Origin of the sequence: Pseudomonas sp. SCA2728.1_7 (assembly GCF_018138145.1) — a bacterium.
Taxonomy (GTDB): Bacteria; Pseudomonadota; Gammaproteobacteria; order Pseudomonadales; family Pseudomonadaceae; genus Aquipseudomonas; species Aquipseudomonas koreensis_A.
In genome coordinates this window covers 3,422,097-3,439,954 of record NZ_CP073104.1, presented here as the reverse complement: position 1 = coordinate 3,439,954, position 17,858 = coordinate 3,422,097, and the positions used below count along the sequence as shown (strand labels likewise).

General features: G+C 59.3%; 10 protein-coding genes. 8 read left to right on the top strand and 2 right to left on the bottom strand.

Annotated features, from left to right (window positions below; genetic code table 11):
• The first annotated feature begins 130 nt into the window (after positions 1-130).
• The 5 genes from cobG (at position 131) to KBP52_RS15375 (ending at position 11,929) form a co-directional block, all read left to right on the top strand.
• Positions 131-1,426: a precorrin-3B synthase gene (gene cobG, locus KBP52_RS15395; RefSeq protein WP_282961160.1), complete on the top strand. Its 1,296-nt coding sequence runs from the start codon at positions 131-133 to the stop codon at positions 1,424-1,426.
• Positions 1,419-2,045, top strand: a complete 627-nt coding sequence (locus KBP52_RS15390; protein WP_077570758.1) for a precorrin-8X methylmutase — start codon at positions 1,419-1,421, stop codon at positions 2,043-2,045. Before cobG ends, KBP52_RS15390 begins: the two co-directional genes overlap by 8 nt.
• The gene (locus tag KBP52_RS15385) at positions 2,045-2,776 is read left to right on the top strand and encodes a precorrin-2 C(20)-methyltransferase (protein WP_212623131.1); all 732 of its coding nucleotides are present in this window, start codon (positions 2,045-2,047) and stop codon (positions 2,774-2,776) included. The genes KBP52_RS15390 and KBP52_RS15385 overlap by 1 nt, the downstream gene beginning before the upstream one ends.
• On the top strand, positions 2,776-4,476 hold the full coding sequence (cobJ, locus tag KBP52_RS15380) for a precorrin-3B C(17)-methyltransferase (RefSeq protein WP_212620490.1): 1,701 nt from the start codon (positions 2,776-2,778) through the stop codon (positions 4,474-4,476). Before KBP52_RS15385 ends, cobJ begins: the two co-directional genes overlap by 1 nt.
• Before the next feature lie 493 nt (positions 4,477-4,969).
• Positions 4,970-11,929 (top strand): TcdA/TcdB pore-forming domain-containing protein, encoded by a 6,960-nt coding sequence (locus KBP52_RS15375; protein WP_249122183.1) that lies wholly within the window; start codon positions 4,970-4,972, stop codon positions 11,927-11,929.
• Positions 11,930-12,014: 85 nt separating this feature from the next.
• On the opposite strand, the gene KBP52_RS15370 is transcribed toward KBP52_RS15375, so the two are convergent.
• Positions 12,015-12,611, bottom strand: a complete 597-nt coding sequence (locus tag KBP52_RS15370; RefSeq protein ID WP_077571434.1) for a MarC family protein — start codon at positions 12,609-12,611, stop codon at positions 12,015-12,017.
• A gap of 234 nt (positions 12,612-12,845) precedes the next feature.
• Here KBP52_RS15370 and KBP52_RS15365 point away from each other — a divergent pair, with 234 nt between their 5' ends.
• Genes KBP52_RS15365 through KBP52_RS15355 form a run of 3 tightly spaced genes read left to right on the top strand, consistent with a single transcriptional unit; the run spans position 12,846 to position 15,038 of the window.
• Entirely contained in the window at positions 12,846-13,646 is an 801-nt protein-coding gene (locus tag KBP52_RS15365; RefSeq protein WP_077571435.1) for a hypothetical protein, read from the top strand.
• Between the two features lie 52 nt (positions 13,647-13,698).
• Positions 13,699-14,400 (top strand): hypothetical protein, encoded by a 702-nt coding sequence (locus KBP52_RS15360; protein WP_123593093.1) that lies wholly within the window; start codon positions 13,699-13,701, stop codon positions 14,398-14,400.
• Positions 14,397-15,038, top strand: a complete 642-nt coding sequence (locus tag KBP52_RS15355) for a hypothetical protein (protein WP_123593094.1) — start codon at positions 14,397-14,399, stop codon at positions 15,036-15,038. Before KBP52_RS15360 ends, KBP52_RS15355 begins: the two co-directional genes overlap by 4 nt.
• A gap of 22 nt (positions 15,039-15,060) precedes the next feature.
• Here the strand turns inward: KBP52_RS15355 and KBP52_RS15350 are convergent, their stop codons facing one another.
• On the bottom strand, positions 15,061-17,835 hold the full coding sequence (locus tag KBP52_RS15350; RefSeq protein ID WP_123593095.1) for a hybrid sensor histidine kinase/response regulator: 2,775 nt from the start codon (positions 17,833-17,835) through the stop codon (positions 15,061-15,063).
• Between the last annotated feature and the right edge of the window lie 23 nt (positions 17,836-17,858).

Below are 17,858 nucleotides of genomic sequence, written 5' to 3'. Positions count from 1 at the left end.
ATATTCCTCTAAACACGCCGTTCCGACGGGCAGTCTTTTCATGCCAGCGGACAAAGCAGGCATAATACCGCGCCTTCGCCCGCGAAGCGCCTTTCCCACGCAGCCGGTCAGCCCCTTGAACGAACGCCCGATGTCCAACGCTCTACGCCCCTCGGCCTGCCCGGGGTTGCTGCGTATCGTCCAGGCACTGGACGGCGGTATCTGCCGGATCAAGCTCAATGGCGGCTCGATCAGTGCCGATCAGGCCGACGCGGTGGCCGATGCCGCCGAACAGTTCGGCGCGGCGATCGAGGCGACCAACCGCGCCAATCTGCAGATTCGCGGGATCGGTGAGCAATCCGCAGCGCTGATCGAGCGTCTGCTCGCCGCCGGTCTCGGCCCGCGTACGGCGGCCGCTGACGATGTGCGCAACCTGATGCTCAGCCCCGCTGCCGGGATCGATCGGCAGATGCAGTTCGACACGCGCGGCCTTGCAGGGCAGATCATCGACACGCTGCAAAGCCATCCACGCTTCCACGAGTTGAGCGCCAAGTTCGCCGTGCAACTCGATGGCGGTGAAGCGCTGGCGATGCTCGAACACTCTCATGACCTGTGGTTGTCGGCGTTCGAGCGTGACGGTGAAACTTTGCTGGCGTTCGGTCTGGCCGGATGCCCGACGGATCGCGCGATCGGCGCGGTGGCGCTGGAACATGGCCATGCGCTGGTGGTGGCAGTGCTGGAGCTGTTCCTGGCGTGGGCGCGTCCCGAGCAGACGCGCATGCGCCATTTGCTCGAGGAATGGCCGATGTTGGCAATTCTCGAACAACTGAGAACGTGTCTGCCGATCAAGGCAGTCAGCCATTGGCAGCGCACGGCCGTGGCGGACGATCTGCACATCGGCGTTCATCCACAGAATACGGCGGGTCAGGTGTACATCGGTGCGGTGCCGGCGCTCGGCCGTCTCGATCCGGCAATGCTGCGCGGGGCTGCGCAACTGGCCCGCCAGTTCGGCAATGGCAGCTTGCGTTTCACACCTTGGCAAAGCCTGCTGCTGCCGGATGTCAAAGCAAGCGATGCGGCTCAAGTGCTGGAGGGACTTGAGCAACTGAGCCTGCTGACTTGCGCTGCCGAACCCCTTGCACGCCTGATCGCCTGCACCGGCTCCAATGGCTGCGGCAAAGGCCTGGCCGACACCAAGCAGGACGCCCGCCATCTGGCGACGTTGCTGCCCTCGGCCCTCAACGTACACCTCAGCGGCTGCACGCGCTCTTGCGCCGCCGCCCACTGTGCCCCGGTGACGTTGCTGGCCGTCAGTCCCGGTCATTACGACCTCTATTTTCGCGATGCAACGCTGCCGGGTTTCGGCGCGCTGCACGCTCGCAACCTTACTATTGAAGCGGCCGCGACCCTGCTCGACGCCCGCTCTCGGAGCCCCATTGATGCTTGATTACATCCGCGATGGTCAGGAGATTTATCGCAACTCCTTCGCGATCATTCGCAGCGAGGCCAATCTGGCGCGCATCCCGGCCGATCTGGAAAAACTCGCGGTGCGGGTGATTCACGCCTGCGGCATGGTCGAGGCGATCGACGGTCTGCAATTCTCCGAAGGCGCGGGCAAGGCCGGGCGCGACGCGCTGGCCGCCGGTGCGCCGATCCTCTGCGATGCGCGAATGGTCTCCGAAGGCGTGACCCGTGCGCGCCTGCCAGCCAACAACGAAGTGATCTGCACCTTGCGTGATGAGAGCGTGCCGGATCTGGCGCGTGAACTGGGCAACACCCGTTCCGCCGCCGCACTGGAGCTGTGGCGTCCGCATCTGCAAGGCAGCGTGGTGGTGATCGGCAACGCGCCGACCGCACTGTTTTATCTGCTGGAAATGCTCGACGCCGGCGCACCGAAACCGGCGCTGATCCTCGGCTTCCCTGTCGGCTTCGTCGGCGCCGCCGAATCGAAAGCCGCCCTGGCCGCTGACAGCCGAGGCGTGCCGTTCGTGATCATGCAAGGCCGCCTCGGTGGCAGCGCCATGGCCGCCGCCGCCGTTAACGCCCTCGCCACGGAGATCGAATGATGCAGGCCAAAGGACGTTTGATTGGCCTGGGCGTCGGCCCGGGTGATCCGGAACTGATTACTGTCAAAGCCCTGCGCCTGCTACGTGAGTCGCCGGTGGTGGCGTACTTCGTCGCCAAGGGCAAAAAGGGCAACGCCTTCGGCATCATCGAGGCGCACCTGCAAGAAGCGCAGAACCTGCTGCCGCTGGTCTACCCGGTGACCACCGAAGTGCTGCCGGCGCCGCTCTCCTATGAGCAAGTAATCAGCGATTTCTATGATGAAGCTGCCGAGACGGTCGCCGCGCATCTGGATGCCGGTCGCGATGTCGCGGTGATCTGTGAAGGTGATCCGTTCTTCTACGGTTCCTACATGTACCTGCACGACCGCCTCGCCACTCGCTACGAAGCACAAGTGGTGCCGGGCGTGTGCTCGATGCTCGGCGGCGCTTCGGTACTGGGCGCGCCGCTGGTGTATCGCAATCAGAGTCTGTCGGTGCTATCGGGCGTGTTGCCCCATGAAGAATTGAAACGCCGACTGGCCGATGCCGACGCGGCGGTGATCATGAAGCTGGGGCGCAATTTCCCGAAAGTGCGTCAGGTGCTGGAAGAACTCGGCCTGGCCGAGCGCGCGCTGTACGTCGAGCGTGCAACCATGGCCAATCAGAAGATTGTGCCGATGGATCAGGTCGAGCCGATGTCGTCGCCGTACTTCTCGCTGATCATCGTGCCGGGCGAACGGTGGCAAGGCTGATGACTCAATCCATCCCCGCCATCGTCATTCTCGGTCAGGGCAGCCTGGCCACCGCGCGGCGTATTCAGCAGGTCTATCCGGCGGCGCAGATCCACGGCCTCGCCGGGCGCGTCGAAGGCGCCGATTGCACGTATCGGGAATTCGGCGAGACCCTGCGCGCGCTGTATCAGCAGGACACGCCGATCATCGCACTGTGCGCCGCTGGCATCGTCATCCGCACGCTGGCGCCGCTGTTGCTGGAGAAGGGCGCCGAACCTGCGGTACTCGCCGTGGCCGAAGACGGCAGCGCCGTGGTGCCGTTGTTGGGCGGCCTCGGCGGGGTCAATGTCATGGCGCGAGACATCGCTGCCGGGCTGCAAGTCGCAGCGGCGATTACCACCAGCGGCGAGTTGCGCTTCGGCACGTGCCTACTCAACCCACCGAGCGGTTACGCACTGGGTGATCTGGAACTGGGCAAGCGTTTCGTCTCCGATCTGTTGGCTGGCCACAGCGTGCGCATCGAAGGCGCGGCGCCGTGGCTGGATCAGGCGCAATTGCTGGAAGATCCGCAGGCGCAGCGCTCGATTCATGTCGGCAGTGCCGCGCGTGAGGCGAGTGCCAGTGAATTAATGATCTATCCACGCAGCGTGGCGGTGGCGGTGAGTGCTGAAACGGCGGACCTGGCGAATGCCGTTCGCAGCGCGTTGCAGCAGGCGAAGATCGCCGTGCAGTCGCTGGCCTGTCTGCTGGCCAGCGAGACGCAAATGGCTTCGCCACTTTTGCGTGAAGCGGCGCTTGAGCTGGGTGTGCCGCTGCGCTTTGTCGCGGCACAAAGCAACCTCGAAACCCTGGCGCGTTTCGCAGTGCCAGCGGCAACGGTCCTGACTGGCCACGGCATGGCAATCGCAGTCGCCGAGCAGCCTTTGGAGGTTTCCAGCATTGGCCGGCCACGCGGTCGTCTCGCCGTGATCGGCCTCGGCCCCGGCGCTGCCGAGCTGATGGTGCCGGCGGTAAAAGCCGAACTGGCTCGCGCGACCGATGTGCTCGGTTACGAAACCTACGTGCGCATGGCCGGGCCGTTTCGCGCCGATCAAGTGCAGCACTGCACCGACAACCGTGAAGAAATGCAACGCGCCCGTCACGCCTTCAGACTGGCCGCCGAGGGACGCTCGGTGATCGTTGTGTCCTCGGGCGATCCGGGTGTGTTCGCCATGGCTGCCGCAGTGCTCGAAGCGTTGCACGAGTCGGCCGATCCGGCGTGGCACAGCGTCGATCTGGAAATCCTTCCGGGCGTTTCCGCTTCGCTGGCCACCGCCGCGCAAGCCGGCGCACCGCTGGGTCATGACTTCTGCGTGATGTCGCTGTCGGACAACCTGAAGCCCTGGTCGATCATCGAAAAGCGTCTGGATCTGGCCGCTGAAGCGGATCTGGCCTTGGCGTTCTACAACCCGATCTCCCGCGCGCGGCCATGGCAACTGGGCCGGGCGCTGGAGATTGTCGCGCAGCATCGCACGCCGCAAACACCGGTGGTGTTGGGCCGCGACATCGGTCGTCCCGGCCAGACTCTACGCACCACGACACTGGGCGCGTTGACCCCGGAACAAGTGGACATGCGCACCATGGTGCTGATTGGTTCTTCGACCACCTGCACGTTTGCGCGTGCCAGCGGTGGTGATTGGGTTTACACGCCGCGCTGGTACGGCGAAAAGCCGCTTTCCTGAGTGCCGAGCCGAGGCAAGTTGTAAATAAGTTGCCTCGGTGTGACATCAAGTCGAACTTCATTACCGGACGATTAAGTTTAAAACACGGCGGCGCATCCGTTGCGCGCGCCGCTTCGTTTGTTTATCGAACGACTTGTCATGCACCTGTTTATTACCGAATTATGCGCGGAATCAACTTGTCTGTTGTTTGATGTTTCTTGGGAAACTATTTGAATTTTGTGCTTTTTGAAGTTGCCCCACGAGCAGACTAACTTCGTTGAGGATTCTCTCAACGAATAAAGGATGAAGTCTGATGGGTGTCATGGAGCAATATGTTGACGAATTTAATTTTATTTCCGCTGATGAATACTCCGGGTTAAAGCGCGCATTCAAGGCGTTTTCCGCTTCTGCCGAATATACAACGTTGCTGGCGCTTTACGAGAATGCCGGCCAAGCCACGAGCCTTGCTCAAAAGCTGCAGGTTGTAACACTCTTTCTGGAAAATTTTGAACGCTTGGCAAAGCGTAACTCCGCGCCCGCGATAGCGTTGATCGATACCGTCAAAGAAAAATTACGCGATTACGCCGCCCGTTTGGCGGGCACTGTAAACATGCTCAGTGAGGTGCCCAGTCCGATACCCAAAATCATGCATTTTGTCTGGGTGGGCGGCAGTGAGGTTGGCAATATCCAGCGCGATTACATGAATATCTGGCGTCAGGTGCTGGCTGCCGAGAGTTACCAGTTCAATCTCTGGTACGACAGCGATGCGTTACTAGCTTTCGAAATGAATCGGGTTATATCCGATAGCGCCAGAGTTGCTGCGATGGAGTCTGGCGGGGACACCGTGACCAACCCCGATGAACTTGCAAAGATGATCGAAGATCGTGCGCGTGTATTGAAGCGCGAGATGTTCGAGTACCTGCAACAACCGCAGTGGCGCGGGAAAGCTGATCAGGCCCGGATCGACCTGATGGTGCGTGCTTACGGCAAGGACCGCACGACGCTGGAAGCCTTTCGTCATCGCTGCTTGCAAAGCCATCTGCAAATGGCCGGCGGCGACTTGCAGTTGCGTGATGTTCGGCGGGATTTCGCCGGGCACTTTCTAGAGGATGTCTATCAACGCGAAGTGGTAATGCGCGGTAACTTTGCGGCGGCAAGTGACGTTGTTCGCTTGCAGGCCGAATATGCCGAAGGCGGGCGTTACAGTGACATGGATTACTTGCCGCCGCTGGCTGACAGACTGGGCGGTGTCGACATCAGTGGGTTCAGTGACGAGCAACGGCTAGGGGTTTTGCAGCTTTTGCTCAATCATGATGAAACGTTGATGCCCGGTCGCGATCGTCTGCGCTACACCGATCACACGGATGCATTGCCTGCCGCACATCGCGAGGCACTGCTGGTCTTTGCCCGCAGCAAGCCCGGCGTCGAGCCTATATTTGTCGCACCGCGTGAAGTCCACAGTCCGCAGCATGGCCTGCGTATGGGCGCGCAATTCAGTAGAGAGATGAACGCTTATCTGCTGGCACAACCGCAAAGCGAGATGACGCTCGCGGTCATGCAATTGATCCGGTTCAACTATGACTGCCTGCAGGCCGTTGAACAGTCGGCCATCGCGTCGTCCGTAGACTGGTCACAGACTGAACGATTGCTCGACGTCATAGAAAACGTCATGAACGAGAAAATCGAGCAGGGGCAACTGACGCGCACGCTGCAGGATTTTCTGGGTAAGTTGAGCGAGGCGATTTTAAGTTACTACCGTGACGGCATTCGCGTCGGATCGCGCGGCACCATTGCGCTTACCGGGCCGGGTGCGGCGGTTACCGGGTTGAAAAACTATGTCGAGACTCACCTCCTGCCGCACAACGAGGTTACGGTTCAGGAGCGCTTGCGACTGGCCGAGGGTTACAACGTGCAGACCGAGGAGGAAGCGATCTCCGGTTGGACCGTCAATGATGACGCCGAGCAATGGCTGGCCAAAGAGCAGGAAAAGTGGAAAACCGGCAAACTCAAATCACGCTACACCGGCCAACTGGCGGATCTGCTTCAGCCGCAACAGACGCTGACGTTCAAACAAGGCTGGCCCGTAGTCGGCGGTAAAGCAGTGCTGCTGACGTCGGTCCTGCAACAACTGATGGATGATCTGGGCGAACCCTTTGTGCGAGCCATGAGGGACAAGCTCAGCGGTGATATTACCTTCACCCAAGCCTTTTCCATCGGCTTCGATAATCGTCAGTTGATCCTTGCGCAACCTGTGCGCGAACTGCCCGTTTCCCATGGCGCCGAATCCTCAAGCAACCTCAACGAACTGCTCAGCCGCATTGCCCATGATTCCCTGCCGCTGGAACAACTCAGCCCGTTGGTACGCGTCATGCTCGGGGGGATTTTCGGCGCGACAAGTCTGGACGACGCGAGTTTTGCCAGCGTTTGGCAAACCGTGCGCGACCTCGCTGTCGAAACTGACGGCGACGGTACTTTCGCTCGTTATGATGCGGTTGAAAAAGCCCTGCGTCAGCGGCAGTCGCCCGCCTTCGAGGCCGCGCTGGCGCGTGGACAGGTGCATGGCCTCCTGACGGCCCGCGAACTCAAGGTTCAGGCACTGTTTGAAGCACTGACCTTGCGCCAATGGGGCGAACGTATCGGGCAGATCACGCGCACGGCGCAAGGTGAATACCGTTCGCGGATTCTTCAGCGCAGTGCGCTGGTGCGCGAAATGTTCGTCGAGGCCGGCGCGACCTCGGCCCGGCAACTGTCGCAGGATTTGCTGATGCACACGAGCAGTGATCCGGGACGTCGGTGTTATCCGCTGGCGTTGCTGATGGGCGCAGCGGTGGCTGCCGGCGAGTCGGCCGAACGGACATTGGTGGGGCATGTCGCCACGGCCAACGTCAACCATCAGGAACCGAGTTCACAGGCTTTGCTCAGTGCGTTGAGTGAACTGCGGGCCTTGCCCACCCGTGCTATTGGTGAATCCCGCGGCTTGCAGAGTCTGGACTCGGTCATGCAGACACTGGAGGCGAAAAGTGCGACCACCGTCCTGTTGCTCGACACCGGCGATCACGCCTTGCTGGTGGCCAAAGTGCAGGCTGGAGACCAATTCGTCTACCGCTTCTATGACCCGAACTTTGCCATTTACGCGTTCGCCAAAGGCGCGCAGGTGAAACTTGGCATTGAGCGTTATCTGAGTGCAGGCGACAGTGCCCTGGCCAGGCTCTACGGTCTGGGCGAGATGGCCGGGGCGCGATTCAACGTGATCGAGTTGAACACCGAGGCGATGGCAGCCCGCAAGCTATCGAGCGGTTTGCGTCTGGACAGTTTTTTGCACATTCCTTCAAGTGATTCACGCCGTGTCGCTGTCTGGGCAAAACAGGCCGTGGCGCGCCAGCGTTCGCTCGGTGAAAACGCGCGGATGGGGGCCAGCCTGGCACAGGTGGATGCGCGCTATTGGGCGCAGGCGTTTGATCAGGCCATGCAGCGGTTGCGCAGTGAACACTCGCTCGGGCGTGAATATTTGCCATTGCTGGAAACGCTCAAATCGCAGGCGGACGGCGGCTTCTCGCTGACGTTGGTCGATGCACAGAATCCGCATCAAGTGCGAACAGTGACCACGGCCGACCCGCGCTTCACTCAGCTCAAGCAGCATTTGCATCAGCGGGTGAAGGTAGGCAAACCGAGTGCTGCGGCCGAGGCGGATGGCGGCAGCCGCTTGAGTTTCGCCTTTGCGATCCAGACGCTGATCAGTGAAATGCGCCATCGTGAATACCAGGCCGGTGATCAGTTGCCAGCCTTGTCGATCGCGTTGCAGGTCCAGGTTTACGTCAGCTATGCGCAGTTGGGTTTTGGCGTACTCAGCGATACCGCGCAGATGATCAACCTGGTGCGGCAGGCGGTGGCCAGTGAACAGGCGCTGCTCTTGCGTCAGTCGTCGTTGTCCGGCCGTGTACTCGGTCGCGCGGCCACGGGTGTTGGTTTTGCGTTTTCGCTGGCCAACATTGGCTTCGACATTCATAACCTGGCATTGGCGCAAAATCACGAGCAGCGCTCGCGGTTCTCTACGTCTCTGGCGTTCAACACCGTGGCGTTAGGCCTGGATGTTGTGGCATTGGCGGCAGGCGGAACGGTTGGCGCTGCGGCGGCGTTTCTGTCTGTGCCGTTACTCGGTATCGGCATCGGTGCCACGGCCATCGCCAGCAATCTTGGGCAGATTGCCGACAAGGCAACAGCGGTCGGCAATCATTTGCGTGCCATCTACAACGCTTACAAACCGGGCGCTTTCACTGTCGCGGAGGGTGTATTGCAGTTCCCGCCAGAAGCCGTGATCACCCATCTGGATTTGCAGGACCGGCGGGTGCGCTTTGACAGTCAGCGCTTTTATCCGTGGGGCGGCGGCGCACTCGAGTTGCCGCAATACAACGATGATCCGCAGCAGATACACCGTTCCCTCAACATCCGGCAGGCTTTCGGTCTACCCGAGAGCACAGCGCTGAATATCCCCGGGACAGCTTCACTGCATACCGTGGTGTTGCCTTGCACACCACTCTGCTATTACGGCTACGAATATCAACTGGGAGGCGCGGGCTACGTCTACGAGCCTCTGCCGGGAGAGCAGGTCGAGCCTCGCAACGCCAGTGAAACACCTGTACCAGAGTGGTACTCGTTGTTCAATCCATTCACGGCACTGGGCGATACGCTGACGAGCCATCTGGATAAGCGCATCCACACACGCTATCCGCAATTGCGCAACAGTGCGGCGGACAAGCTGGAATACGACAAGCAGGGCAACCGGCGTTTTTATCTGCACAGCACACCCTCTTTCAAACACATCCTCTACAAACTGCATCCGGTCTATAAACCGACAACGATCAGTGTGGTGCTGGACGAGCAGGTGCGCCAGCTAGCGGTTCCGACTTTGCCGATGGAGTGCCAGCAAAAGCTGTCCTACGAAATCAGCGCCACGTCAGAGCGCTGCCAGCTTCGTCTGACGCCGGGATTGAAAGCGGTGAAATTCAATGGCAAGGCCCAATGGCTGGTGCATGCCCCTTGGGCCAGCATCGAGCAGATCAGCTTTGATGATGCACCCAAGATGGATGACGGCGCCCCGCAGACATACCTGGCGGGGCGTCAACTGACGGTCGACGGTATCGTGCTGTCGGCGTTCGAGGGGTTGATTGAACTGGCCGGGGGAGAGTTGTTTCAACTGGATTGGCAACGCCAGGCGCTGCGCCTGCTTTCCATCACCCTCAACGATGCTAAAGACAACCCGCGTGATGTCCTTGCCCATCTGCGCCAGCGAGACAATGAAGGGCGCCTGGGCACTGGTTACGTCACGCTTAACCGGTTCAGGGTACCGTTCAGTCCGGCCAGCCACGCTGTGCGCACAACGGCCTTTTACGACATCGCTCAAAAACGTTTGTTATTTGCGCGCGATCTGCCGCGCGAAGTCAACGACGGCCTGATGCTGGGCGCCGCCAACGCTGCTCATGCGTGGTTTTATCATCCCGACCATGCCACGGTCTGGCGCGTCGCTGTGATCAGCGGCCTGGTCGTGCATCGTTATCGGTTACTGAGTGTGGAACCCGGTACGAAAATCAGCGCTTTCGGGCAACTGGCGGACGGCACTCTGCGAGTTTCGCAGCAGTTGGTAGAACAAAAGTCCATGAGTGTGCGCACGACGCTGGAGTTTCATCTGACCGACCGCGAAGTGACCCTGACGGACATCCACATGTGGTCGCCCGGTCTGGAAAACTCTTTTCTCAAGCCCGAGGAGGGCACGAGAATCGGGTTTTTCCGCCATCGCCAGAAACAGCGTCGTCCCTACACGGACGAGACACCCGGCATGGCTTCGCCCATCAGCACCTGGACCTACGCGCCATACATTCACGCCCGTGCCTGGTCCTTCGATCAACTGCTTGAGCGGGCATGGATTGCCGCGCATCACGACAGGTACTTCCGGGCTGACGCCGACATTGAAGCAGACAGGGTGTTGCTGATGCCTCGATCCTCTGATCCCGCCGCTGCGCTGCTGTTTTACAGTCGGCAAAGTCAAATGCTCAGTCATGGCATCCAGCTGCGTGACGACGTGGTGTGGCACGAGGCGCTTGCGAAGGGTGTGATCGACGTTACGCGCGTTGGCGAAAGCTTCCTGGCCACCCAAGACGATGGGCGAATGTTCGAAATCGACCTCGGCGCCAAGGACGACAACTGGCTGTCCGAGCTGGATAGACCTGTGCTGAAGTTTGTCGGCCTCGGCCAGCGTTGGCTGCAACAAAACCCCGATTGGCTGGCGGCATTACCGGCGCTTGCCAGGGAATACAGCAGCGCCGCATTTGCCATCATCGGCCTGCGTGCCCAAGCGGGTCAGACGTTTCTGCCAGTGTGGTGTATCGACGAAAAGCTTGTGCTGATGGACGCCATGGGCAACCACGAGCTGACGTTGCTGGGGCTGACGCCCGACCGGCAAGGGGTTTGGCTGCTTGATGTTTCTTCCGGACAGCTGTGGCGCCAGACGCTGGTCTCCCTCGAGCAACTGCGCACGGCGTTCGGCAACGGCAGCGTGTTGCTGCATCGCCAAGTGTTGCCACAGGCCGAGCGAGTATGGGCGTCGTGGGCGTTTTGCGAAGTGCTGCCGCATGGCGACGGGCTGCTCGGGCGTACCCGCGAAGGTGTGACACTGCAACTGCAGGATCAGCAACCGGCGCGAATTGTCGGCATGGAAAACCGCTGGTCATACGTTCCCGGCCAGACGCCAGCGCAATTGCAGAAGCGTTTAAAACTGCGGCTGGACGGGCAAGACCATGCCGCGTTTCTCCCCGTTGAAAATACTGGCAATCGCTACCGATACTACGTTCCGAAGCTTGATCGACTATTCGAGGTGTCTGCTCGGGACGATGGAAAATGGCCGACGTTCCTCGGTACGCGTGATGCGGCCAATCCGCTGCTGTTCGACCCGATTGACCCATTGATCTTCAGCGCCGGGACGGTCGATGGCGTCTGGTTGCCGGATAGCTACGCGCACCGTGACGAGGAGGTCATGGTGCTGGAAGTGAGTGATGACCTTACCGAGGTGCAGCCATTGCTTGCTGACAATATCGAAAGGTTGATTCTGACCTTTGGTTCGCACACAGAGGGTTATCGGATATCGGCCGCAACCTGGCAGCGTCTGGATTGCATCGTTGTTGATGTACGGCGCCCATCCGGTGAGCAGGAGACGGAACCTGGCTTGTTGGTGCTGGATATGCCTGAGTGTGGGCATTGGCTGATGTCGCGGGTCGATGGCCACCTGGTACTCGCCGACCCGGACAATGGCCACAGTCTGATCGTTCGCGGGATTGAGGAGCAGGGGGCATGCGAACTGGTTGTCAAAATCGCTGGCCGTGAGTACGTGTTCGCACTCGAACAATGGTTGAAGGCCTTTGCGAGTGTGCAGGGCGATGACGCAACTGCCAGCCTGGCGGTGCTGGCTGAGCATTTGTCCTGACCGGTGAATTCGTCTGAAAAGCAAAACGCCGCGAACGTTGTCGTTCGCGGCGTTTTAATTTGGCCGGCGCGCTCGGGGGGCGGCCTCAGGGCACCAGATAGCCTTTAATCCCGGTAAAAATGATCTGCGCCGCCAGGGCGCAGACAAACAATCCCATCAAACGACTGACGATCTGCAATCCCTGATCCCCCAGAATCCGCTCGATACGATTCGACAGGTACAGCACCACGCCAACCGTGAAGCTGGCCAGCGCGATACTGATGATCGCGGTGAGCTTGTCGTCCCAATGCGGCTGGCTGACGCCCATCACCAGCAAGGCACCGATGGTGCCCGGGCCAACCGTCAGCGGGATGGTCAGCGGCACGATGGTGACGTCCTGCTGCACGTTGTCGGCCTGCACCGCCGGTTTTCCCTGCGCCATGCCCAGCGCCGAAATGAACAGCACACTGCCGGCACCAATGCGGAATGCATCCACGGTGATGCCGAACACATCGAAAATCACCCGCCCGAACAGATACAGCAAGACGCTGGAAACCAGCGTCGCCAACGCCACTTTCCAGGCCAGGCGCCGTTGCTCCTTGCGCGAGTAACCACGGGTCAGGCTGATAAAGCAGGACAACACGAAGAACGGGCTGTAGAGCACCAGCATCTTCAGGTAAACGCTGAACAACACGTGGAGCATGGTCATGTCTCGCAGGGAAGGAGAATGGGGATGGAGTCTATCAGCGCTTTACGGGGTTGGGGTATCGACTTTTAAAAGACTGGTTGTTGTCAGTTTAGTTGTTTGTTAGTTGTGGTATTTGTTGTTTTGGTAATTGGTGTTACATGTTTTGGTTTGTTGGGGGTTGGTATCTTTGGTTATGGTTGTTTTCGCAAGTTAATGATGGCTTGCTTGAATGATGATAAGGAATTCAAAGTGAATAACCCAGTAATGCAACAACTCTATGTCGCCAACTGCATTAGTGCTTTGCAGCAATATGAAATTGATGAAGTTCCAACTATTCAAGGTCGTGGTGTTGCCTTGACCCTTGACTCGGGTGACGCCGTGGAAGCGCCGACAAAGGCGGCAGTTGTTGGCGAGGGTCTTTTGGCATTTTCTGCCCATCTGACGGATGACAATCGGACCGACGCACAAAATGCCTTTCTTTTCGCGACACTGGTAGCCAACAAGAAATTCCCGCTCGAAAGCCAGGGCCTGGAGTGGTATCTGCTGTTTCGCGAGGTCATGACCAACTCAGGCTGGACGCCTGTCACCAAGTACTACAACGATCTGGAGGTTGCGGGCACCAGCGTACGGATGGATAAACTGGTCCTGGAAATTCTCGGCTCGGTGGTCGCGGGTCTTGCGGTGCCTGGTCCTGCAACTGCGCTGATGCTGAAGACGGCGGGCGACGCGATCGCCGCTCTGAAAAAACGCGACACCGCATTGACTCTGTATGAACGCAATCTGCTGAACCACGGCGTTGGCGGCATCACCGCTGGCGTCTGTACCGAAGTTAATGGCGAAGCCATCATGGCCGTCGGAGCTGTGCGTTTTCTGCGTCGCAATACTTCCACTAAAGTTATGTTTGTCGATGTGGATATTCGCAATGTGAAGTTGTACACCGGTGAAACGATCTTTGCCAAGAATACCGAGGTTGCTGATAAGGCGCGCCTGGCCATCAGGACCAAGCTAGGTCTGAACGTGGTATCGAAAATCGAAGAGTATGAAATCTGATTAAGAAGAAGGGCAGTCATGGCGACTGCCCTTTTTATTACGGAGGCCTAACATGGATGAAGAATGTTTAGTTCTGGTTGTCGGGGCTTGCGTGGTGATTATTCCCGATGGTGAGCGGCTGGAAGTTTATCGCGATCTGGTCAACTCGGTTTTGCTGGCGCAACTGGTTGCCAATAAGAAACGTGAAAAATCCCTGTCCCCGGATTGGTACGGCACGTACGTGAGTGTCCTTGATGATTTCTGGTTACGCCATCAGAAGTCGAAGCAGACATGGCCGGTCAGCAATCCCGGAAGTCAGTCGGCGCTGGAGTTTTTCAATACCGCGTTAAGCAATGATGCGATGCCTGAAACCCGAATAATGGGCGCAGTTCTGCAGCGAATGGCACACATACCGGGCGACGAACTCGCCATCCAGCGATTGCGCAGTTTCATGAAAATATCGGCTACGGCCAAGTCGGACAGCATGCCAGCGCCGTTGGCGAAGGTGCATCTACTGGTGATTGTCGCGAATGCTGCCGATTCGATCGCAAGCGCGTTTGTTGAGTTCGAGACGTCACTCGAGTTAAGCCAGAATCCATTTCAACAGTTGTATCAACGCGAAGAGGTTCAAGGCTTGGTCCATGTGCATCACGCCCGGGCAAGTCTGTCCGACATTCGCTACAGCGGCGCGCGTGAGGCGATTGCCAGGAAAGTCAGGGACAAACTTGCGGGCAGCGTGGCCGTGCTGAGTCTGACCAAGGAGATTACGGCATGAAGGACTTGATTACACCGCAGGCTGCGGTGGTGGGCGGCAGTGTCGTGGCGTTTGCCGGTGGCCTGCCTGCGAGCCATCGAGACGACATCTACATGAGCACCGCCTATGCGCAAAGAGCAACGCGTGCGGCGTTCGAGGACGGGCTATCGGGGGACTGGTTCGAGTACTACAGGAATGTCCTGAAATTTGTCGGATGGGACGTGCCGAAACCGCAAACCTTGACGCCGTCGCGCAACAATCTGATGGCCGGTCAGGCAACGCAGCGTATCGCGGCGGTATTGGGTGAGCAGTTCTGCGAACCCATGCGGCGTGCGCTGCAGGTGATGGAACGTAACACATTGGCACTCAGGCTGTTCGAGTCCACGAGCCTGCGTGCCAATGTCGGATATTTTCAAATGATCCCCTGCGTGATGAGTGGCCCGAACAAAGTGAAAATGGGCATCTATCACCGTCAATTCCAGATCGTTAGAGAAACCAGCGGTTTCTTGTTCAGCGAGGATGAAACACTTATCCACAACAGCGTTGAACAAATGGCTGCCATTACATTCAACACGCTGCATTACGCACAGTTTCGCGAAAAGGTGAAAAACTCCGTCATCACCGGCTCACTCAAATATATTGATGGCTTGGAGATCTGATCGAATAACCATACGATCCTGCTCAGAACGTCGACGCCGTCCGATTCTGCTGATCTCGCTGAGCAACCCAATGCTCGATCAGCTCGCGCAATTGCGACAACTCCACCGGCTTGGACATATGCCCATCCATTCCGGCCTGACGCGCGCGCTCCTTGTGCTCGGCGAGAATGTGCGCCGTCAACGCCACGATCGGCGTGCGGATGCGTTGATTGCTGACTTCCCAGGCGCGCAATTGCTGGGTCGCCGAGAAACCATCGAGGATCGGCATTTCGCAGTCCATCAGCACCAGGTCGTAACGCTGGGCTTTCATCGCTTGCAGCGCTTCTTCGCCGTTGGCGGCGGTGTCCGGTTGCAGGTTGAGCTTGCCGAGCATGCCGCGAATCACTTTGGTCGAAATCGTGTTGTCTTCGGCAACGAGGATGCGGAAGTCGCTTGGCACTTTGGCAGCTGTGGCCGGGGTGACCACTTGCGGCTGAAACACCACCTGGCCTTTATTGCGCTGATTGAGTTCGTCGGCCAGGGTGGTCTTGAGCGTGTAGCCGGCCACCGGTTTGGCGAGGATACGTTTGATCCCCGAGTTGCGCGCGATGATCTTGCTCGGCGCATTGCTGATGCCGGTGAGCATGATCAGCAGGATGTCGTGGTTGAGGCTTGGGTCTTCCTTGATCTTGGCCGCGAGCTGCATGCCGGTCATGCCCGGCATGTTCTGATCGAGCAGCACCACATCAAAGTAATCACGCAGGTGCGCTTTGGTTCGCAGCAAGGCCAACGCTTCCTTGCCGGAAGGCACCGCGCTGACATTCAACCCCCATGCACTGCATTGCTGGACCAGCACTTTGCGGCAGGTGTCGTTGTCGTCGACCACCAGCACCCGTGCGCCTTGCAGCGGACTGTCGAGATCGGAAGTCGGGTGTTCGAGGCGATCGGGGTCCAGTGGCAGGGTCAGCCACAGCGTGCTGCCCTGACTGGCGCCGCTCTTGATACCGAATTCGCCCTGCATCAAACGGATCAGTTGCCGCGCGATGACCAGCCCCAGATTGCCGCCCAGGCGGTTGGCCGAGAGGAAGTGTTTGCTGTGCAGTTCGGCGTGCATCAGTGCGTCGCGCTCTTCCTGCTCCATTGGCGCGCCACTGTCCTGCACGGCGATGCGCAGGCGTGGCTTGCTGCTGCGTTCGTCGAGCGCGACGACGATCAGCACTTCGCCTTCGTCGGTTTTCTTCAGGGCGTTTTCCAGCAGGCTCAGTAGGGTCTGGCGCAGGCGTGTCGGGTCGCCGCTGATTACGCGCGGCACTTGCGGCTGGATAAAGCTGATCAGCTCGACGTTCTGTTGTTCGGCCTTGGCGCGGTAGATGCTCAGGCAGTCATCGATCAAGGCGTTGAGGTCGAACTGCACGTCGTCCAGTTCGATCTGCCCGGATTCGAGCTTGGAGATGTCGAGGATCTCGTTGATCAGTGTCAGCAGTTCGTTGCCGGCGCTGTGGATGGTCTGCACGTAGTCGCGTTGCTTGACCGACAGCGGCGTACCCAGCAGCAGTTCGGTCATGCCCAGCACGCCGTTCATCGGCGTGCGGATTTCGTGACTGATCTTGGCGAGAAATTCGGCTTTGGCGTTGATCTCTGCATTGCTCGCGGCAAGGTCGCGGCTGACGCTGAAACGGCTTTCGGTGATGCTGCGCTGACGTTCACCCAGAGCGATGCTCATCAACAGACCGCTGATGCAGATGAATGCCATCAGGGTCATGATCAGGCCTTGCGGTGACACCAGCGTCAGCCCCAGCAAGGCAGGCAGAATGATCAATGTGCCGATGTTGAACACCACCATCGCCGCGACGAACAACCGCGCCGGACGGTAGCCCTTCTGCCAGTGATAGAACGCGACGAACAACATGCTCAGGCCGGCCAGCGCCACCAGTGCATAAGTGATGATGTTCAGCGGCAGGGTGTTGACGAACAACAGCAACAGGCTGCAGGTCACGATAAACAGGATGTCGCCAATCAACAGTTTGTTCAGCGGGTGCGGGCCAAGCGGAGCGAAGAAGCGATAGGCGAACATCAACCCGGCCGGAGCGGTCAGCAGCAACGCGAGATAGGCGCCCGGCGTCTGCACCGCATGCCAGTTCGGCAGCCAGGGACCGGCGAGGTTGAGCAGCAGCAACAGGCTCAGGCCCAACAAGCCTTCGCAGACCGCCAGCCACAAACTGCTGCGCGAGCGGGAATAGGCGTAGCGCACCAGGTTGTGCAACAGCAGCATGCCGAGGCAGCCGAACAGTAAACCGAAGACCAGCGTCTGGTTATGGTTGGCCGCGCTCATCACCGCTGATTGCAGAGTCACGTGCGGGCGCAACTGATGATCGGAGACCAGACGCAGATAGACGTCGAGAGGTTTGTCGCTCTGTGGCAGTGGCAGCATGAAGTCGCTGCTCGGCAACGGTCGTTCGGCCTGTGGCTGATCGGTGCCGGTGTTGCGTTGCTCGATCAGCTGGTCGCCGTCGAGCACGTAGAGACTGAGCTTTGACAGGTCAGGGGCGAAGATGCGCAGCACTTGTTCGTGCTTGCCCGGCGCCAGCCGGAAACGCAACCACAATGCGCCATCGGGCTCGGACGCAGTGAGGCGGTCAAGGTCGATGGGGCTGAATTGATTGGTGTAGCGAGCGGAGCGGATATCGCTCAGTTGCAGATTGCCCTGATCGTCGAGCAATACCGACCAGCCACTGCCTTGCGCGGCCTGGGCCGTGAGCATGCAGAGCAAGGTCAGCATCGTGACGGTGAAGCTTATGGCAATCCTGAGCCAGCGCACGGCGAAATCCCTTCGTAGGTTGA

Coding starts and splice junctions, on each gene's coding strand:
- cobG (WP_282961160.1), top strand. CDS start 131: ATGTCCAACGCTCTACGCCCCTCGGCCTGCCCGGGGTTGCTGCGTATC.
- KBP52_RS15390 (WP_077570758.1), top strand. CDS start 1,419: ATGCTTGATTACATCCGCGATGGTCAGGAGATTTATCGCAACTCCTTC.
- KBP52_RS15385 (WP_212623131.1), top strand. CDS start 2,045: ATGCAGGCCAAAGGACGTTTGATTGGCCTGGGCGTCGGCCCGGGTGAT.
- cobJ (WP_212620490.1), top strand. CDS start 2,776: ATGACTCAATCCATCCCCGCCATCGTCATTCTCGGTCAGGGCAGCCTG.
- KBP52_RS15370 (WP_077571434.1), bottom strand. CDS start 12,611: ATGCTCCACGTGTTGTTCAGCGTTTACCTGAAGATGCTGGTGCTCTAC.
- KBP52_RS15360 (WP_123593093.1), top strand. CDS start 13,699: ATGGATGAAGAATGTTTAGTTCTGGTTGTCGGGGCTTGCGTGGTGATT.
- KBP52_RS15355 (WP_123593094.1), top strand. CDS start 14,397: ATGAAGGACTTGATTACACCGCAGGCTGCGGTGGTGGGCGGCAGTGTC.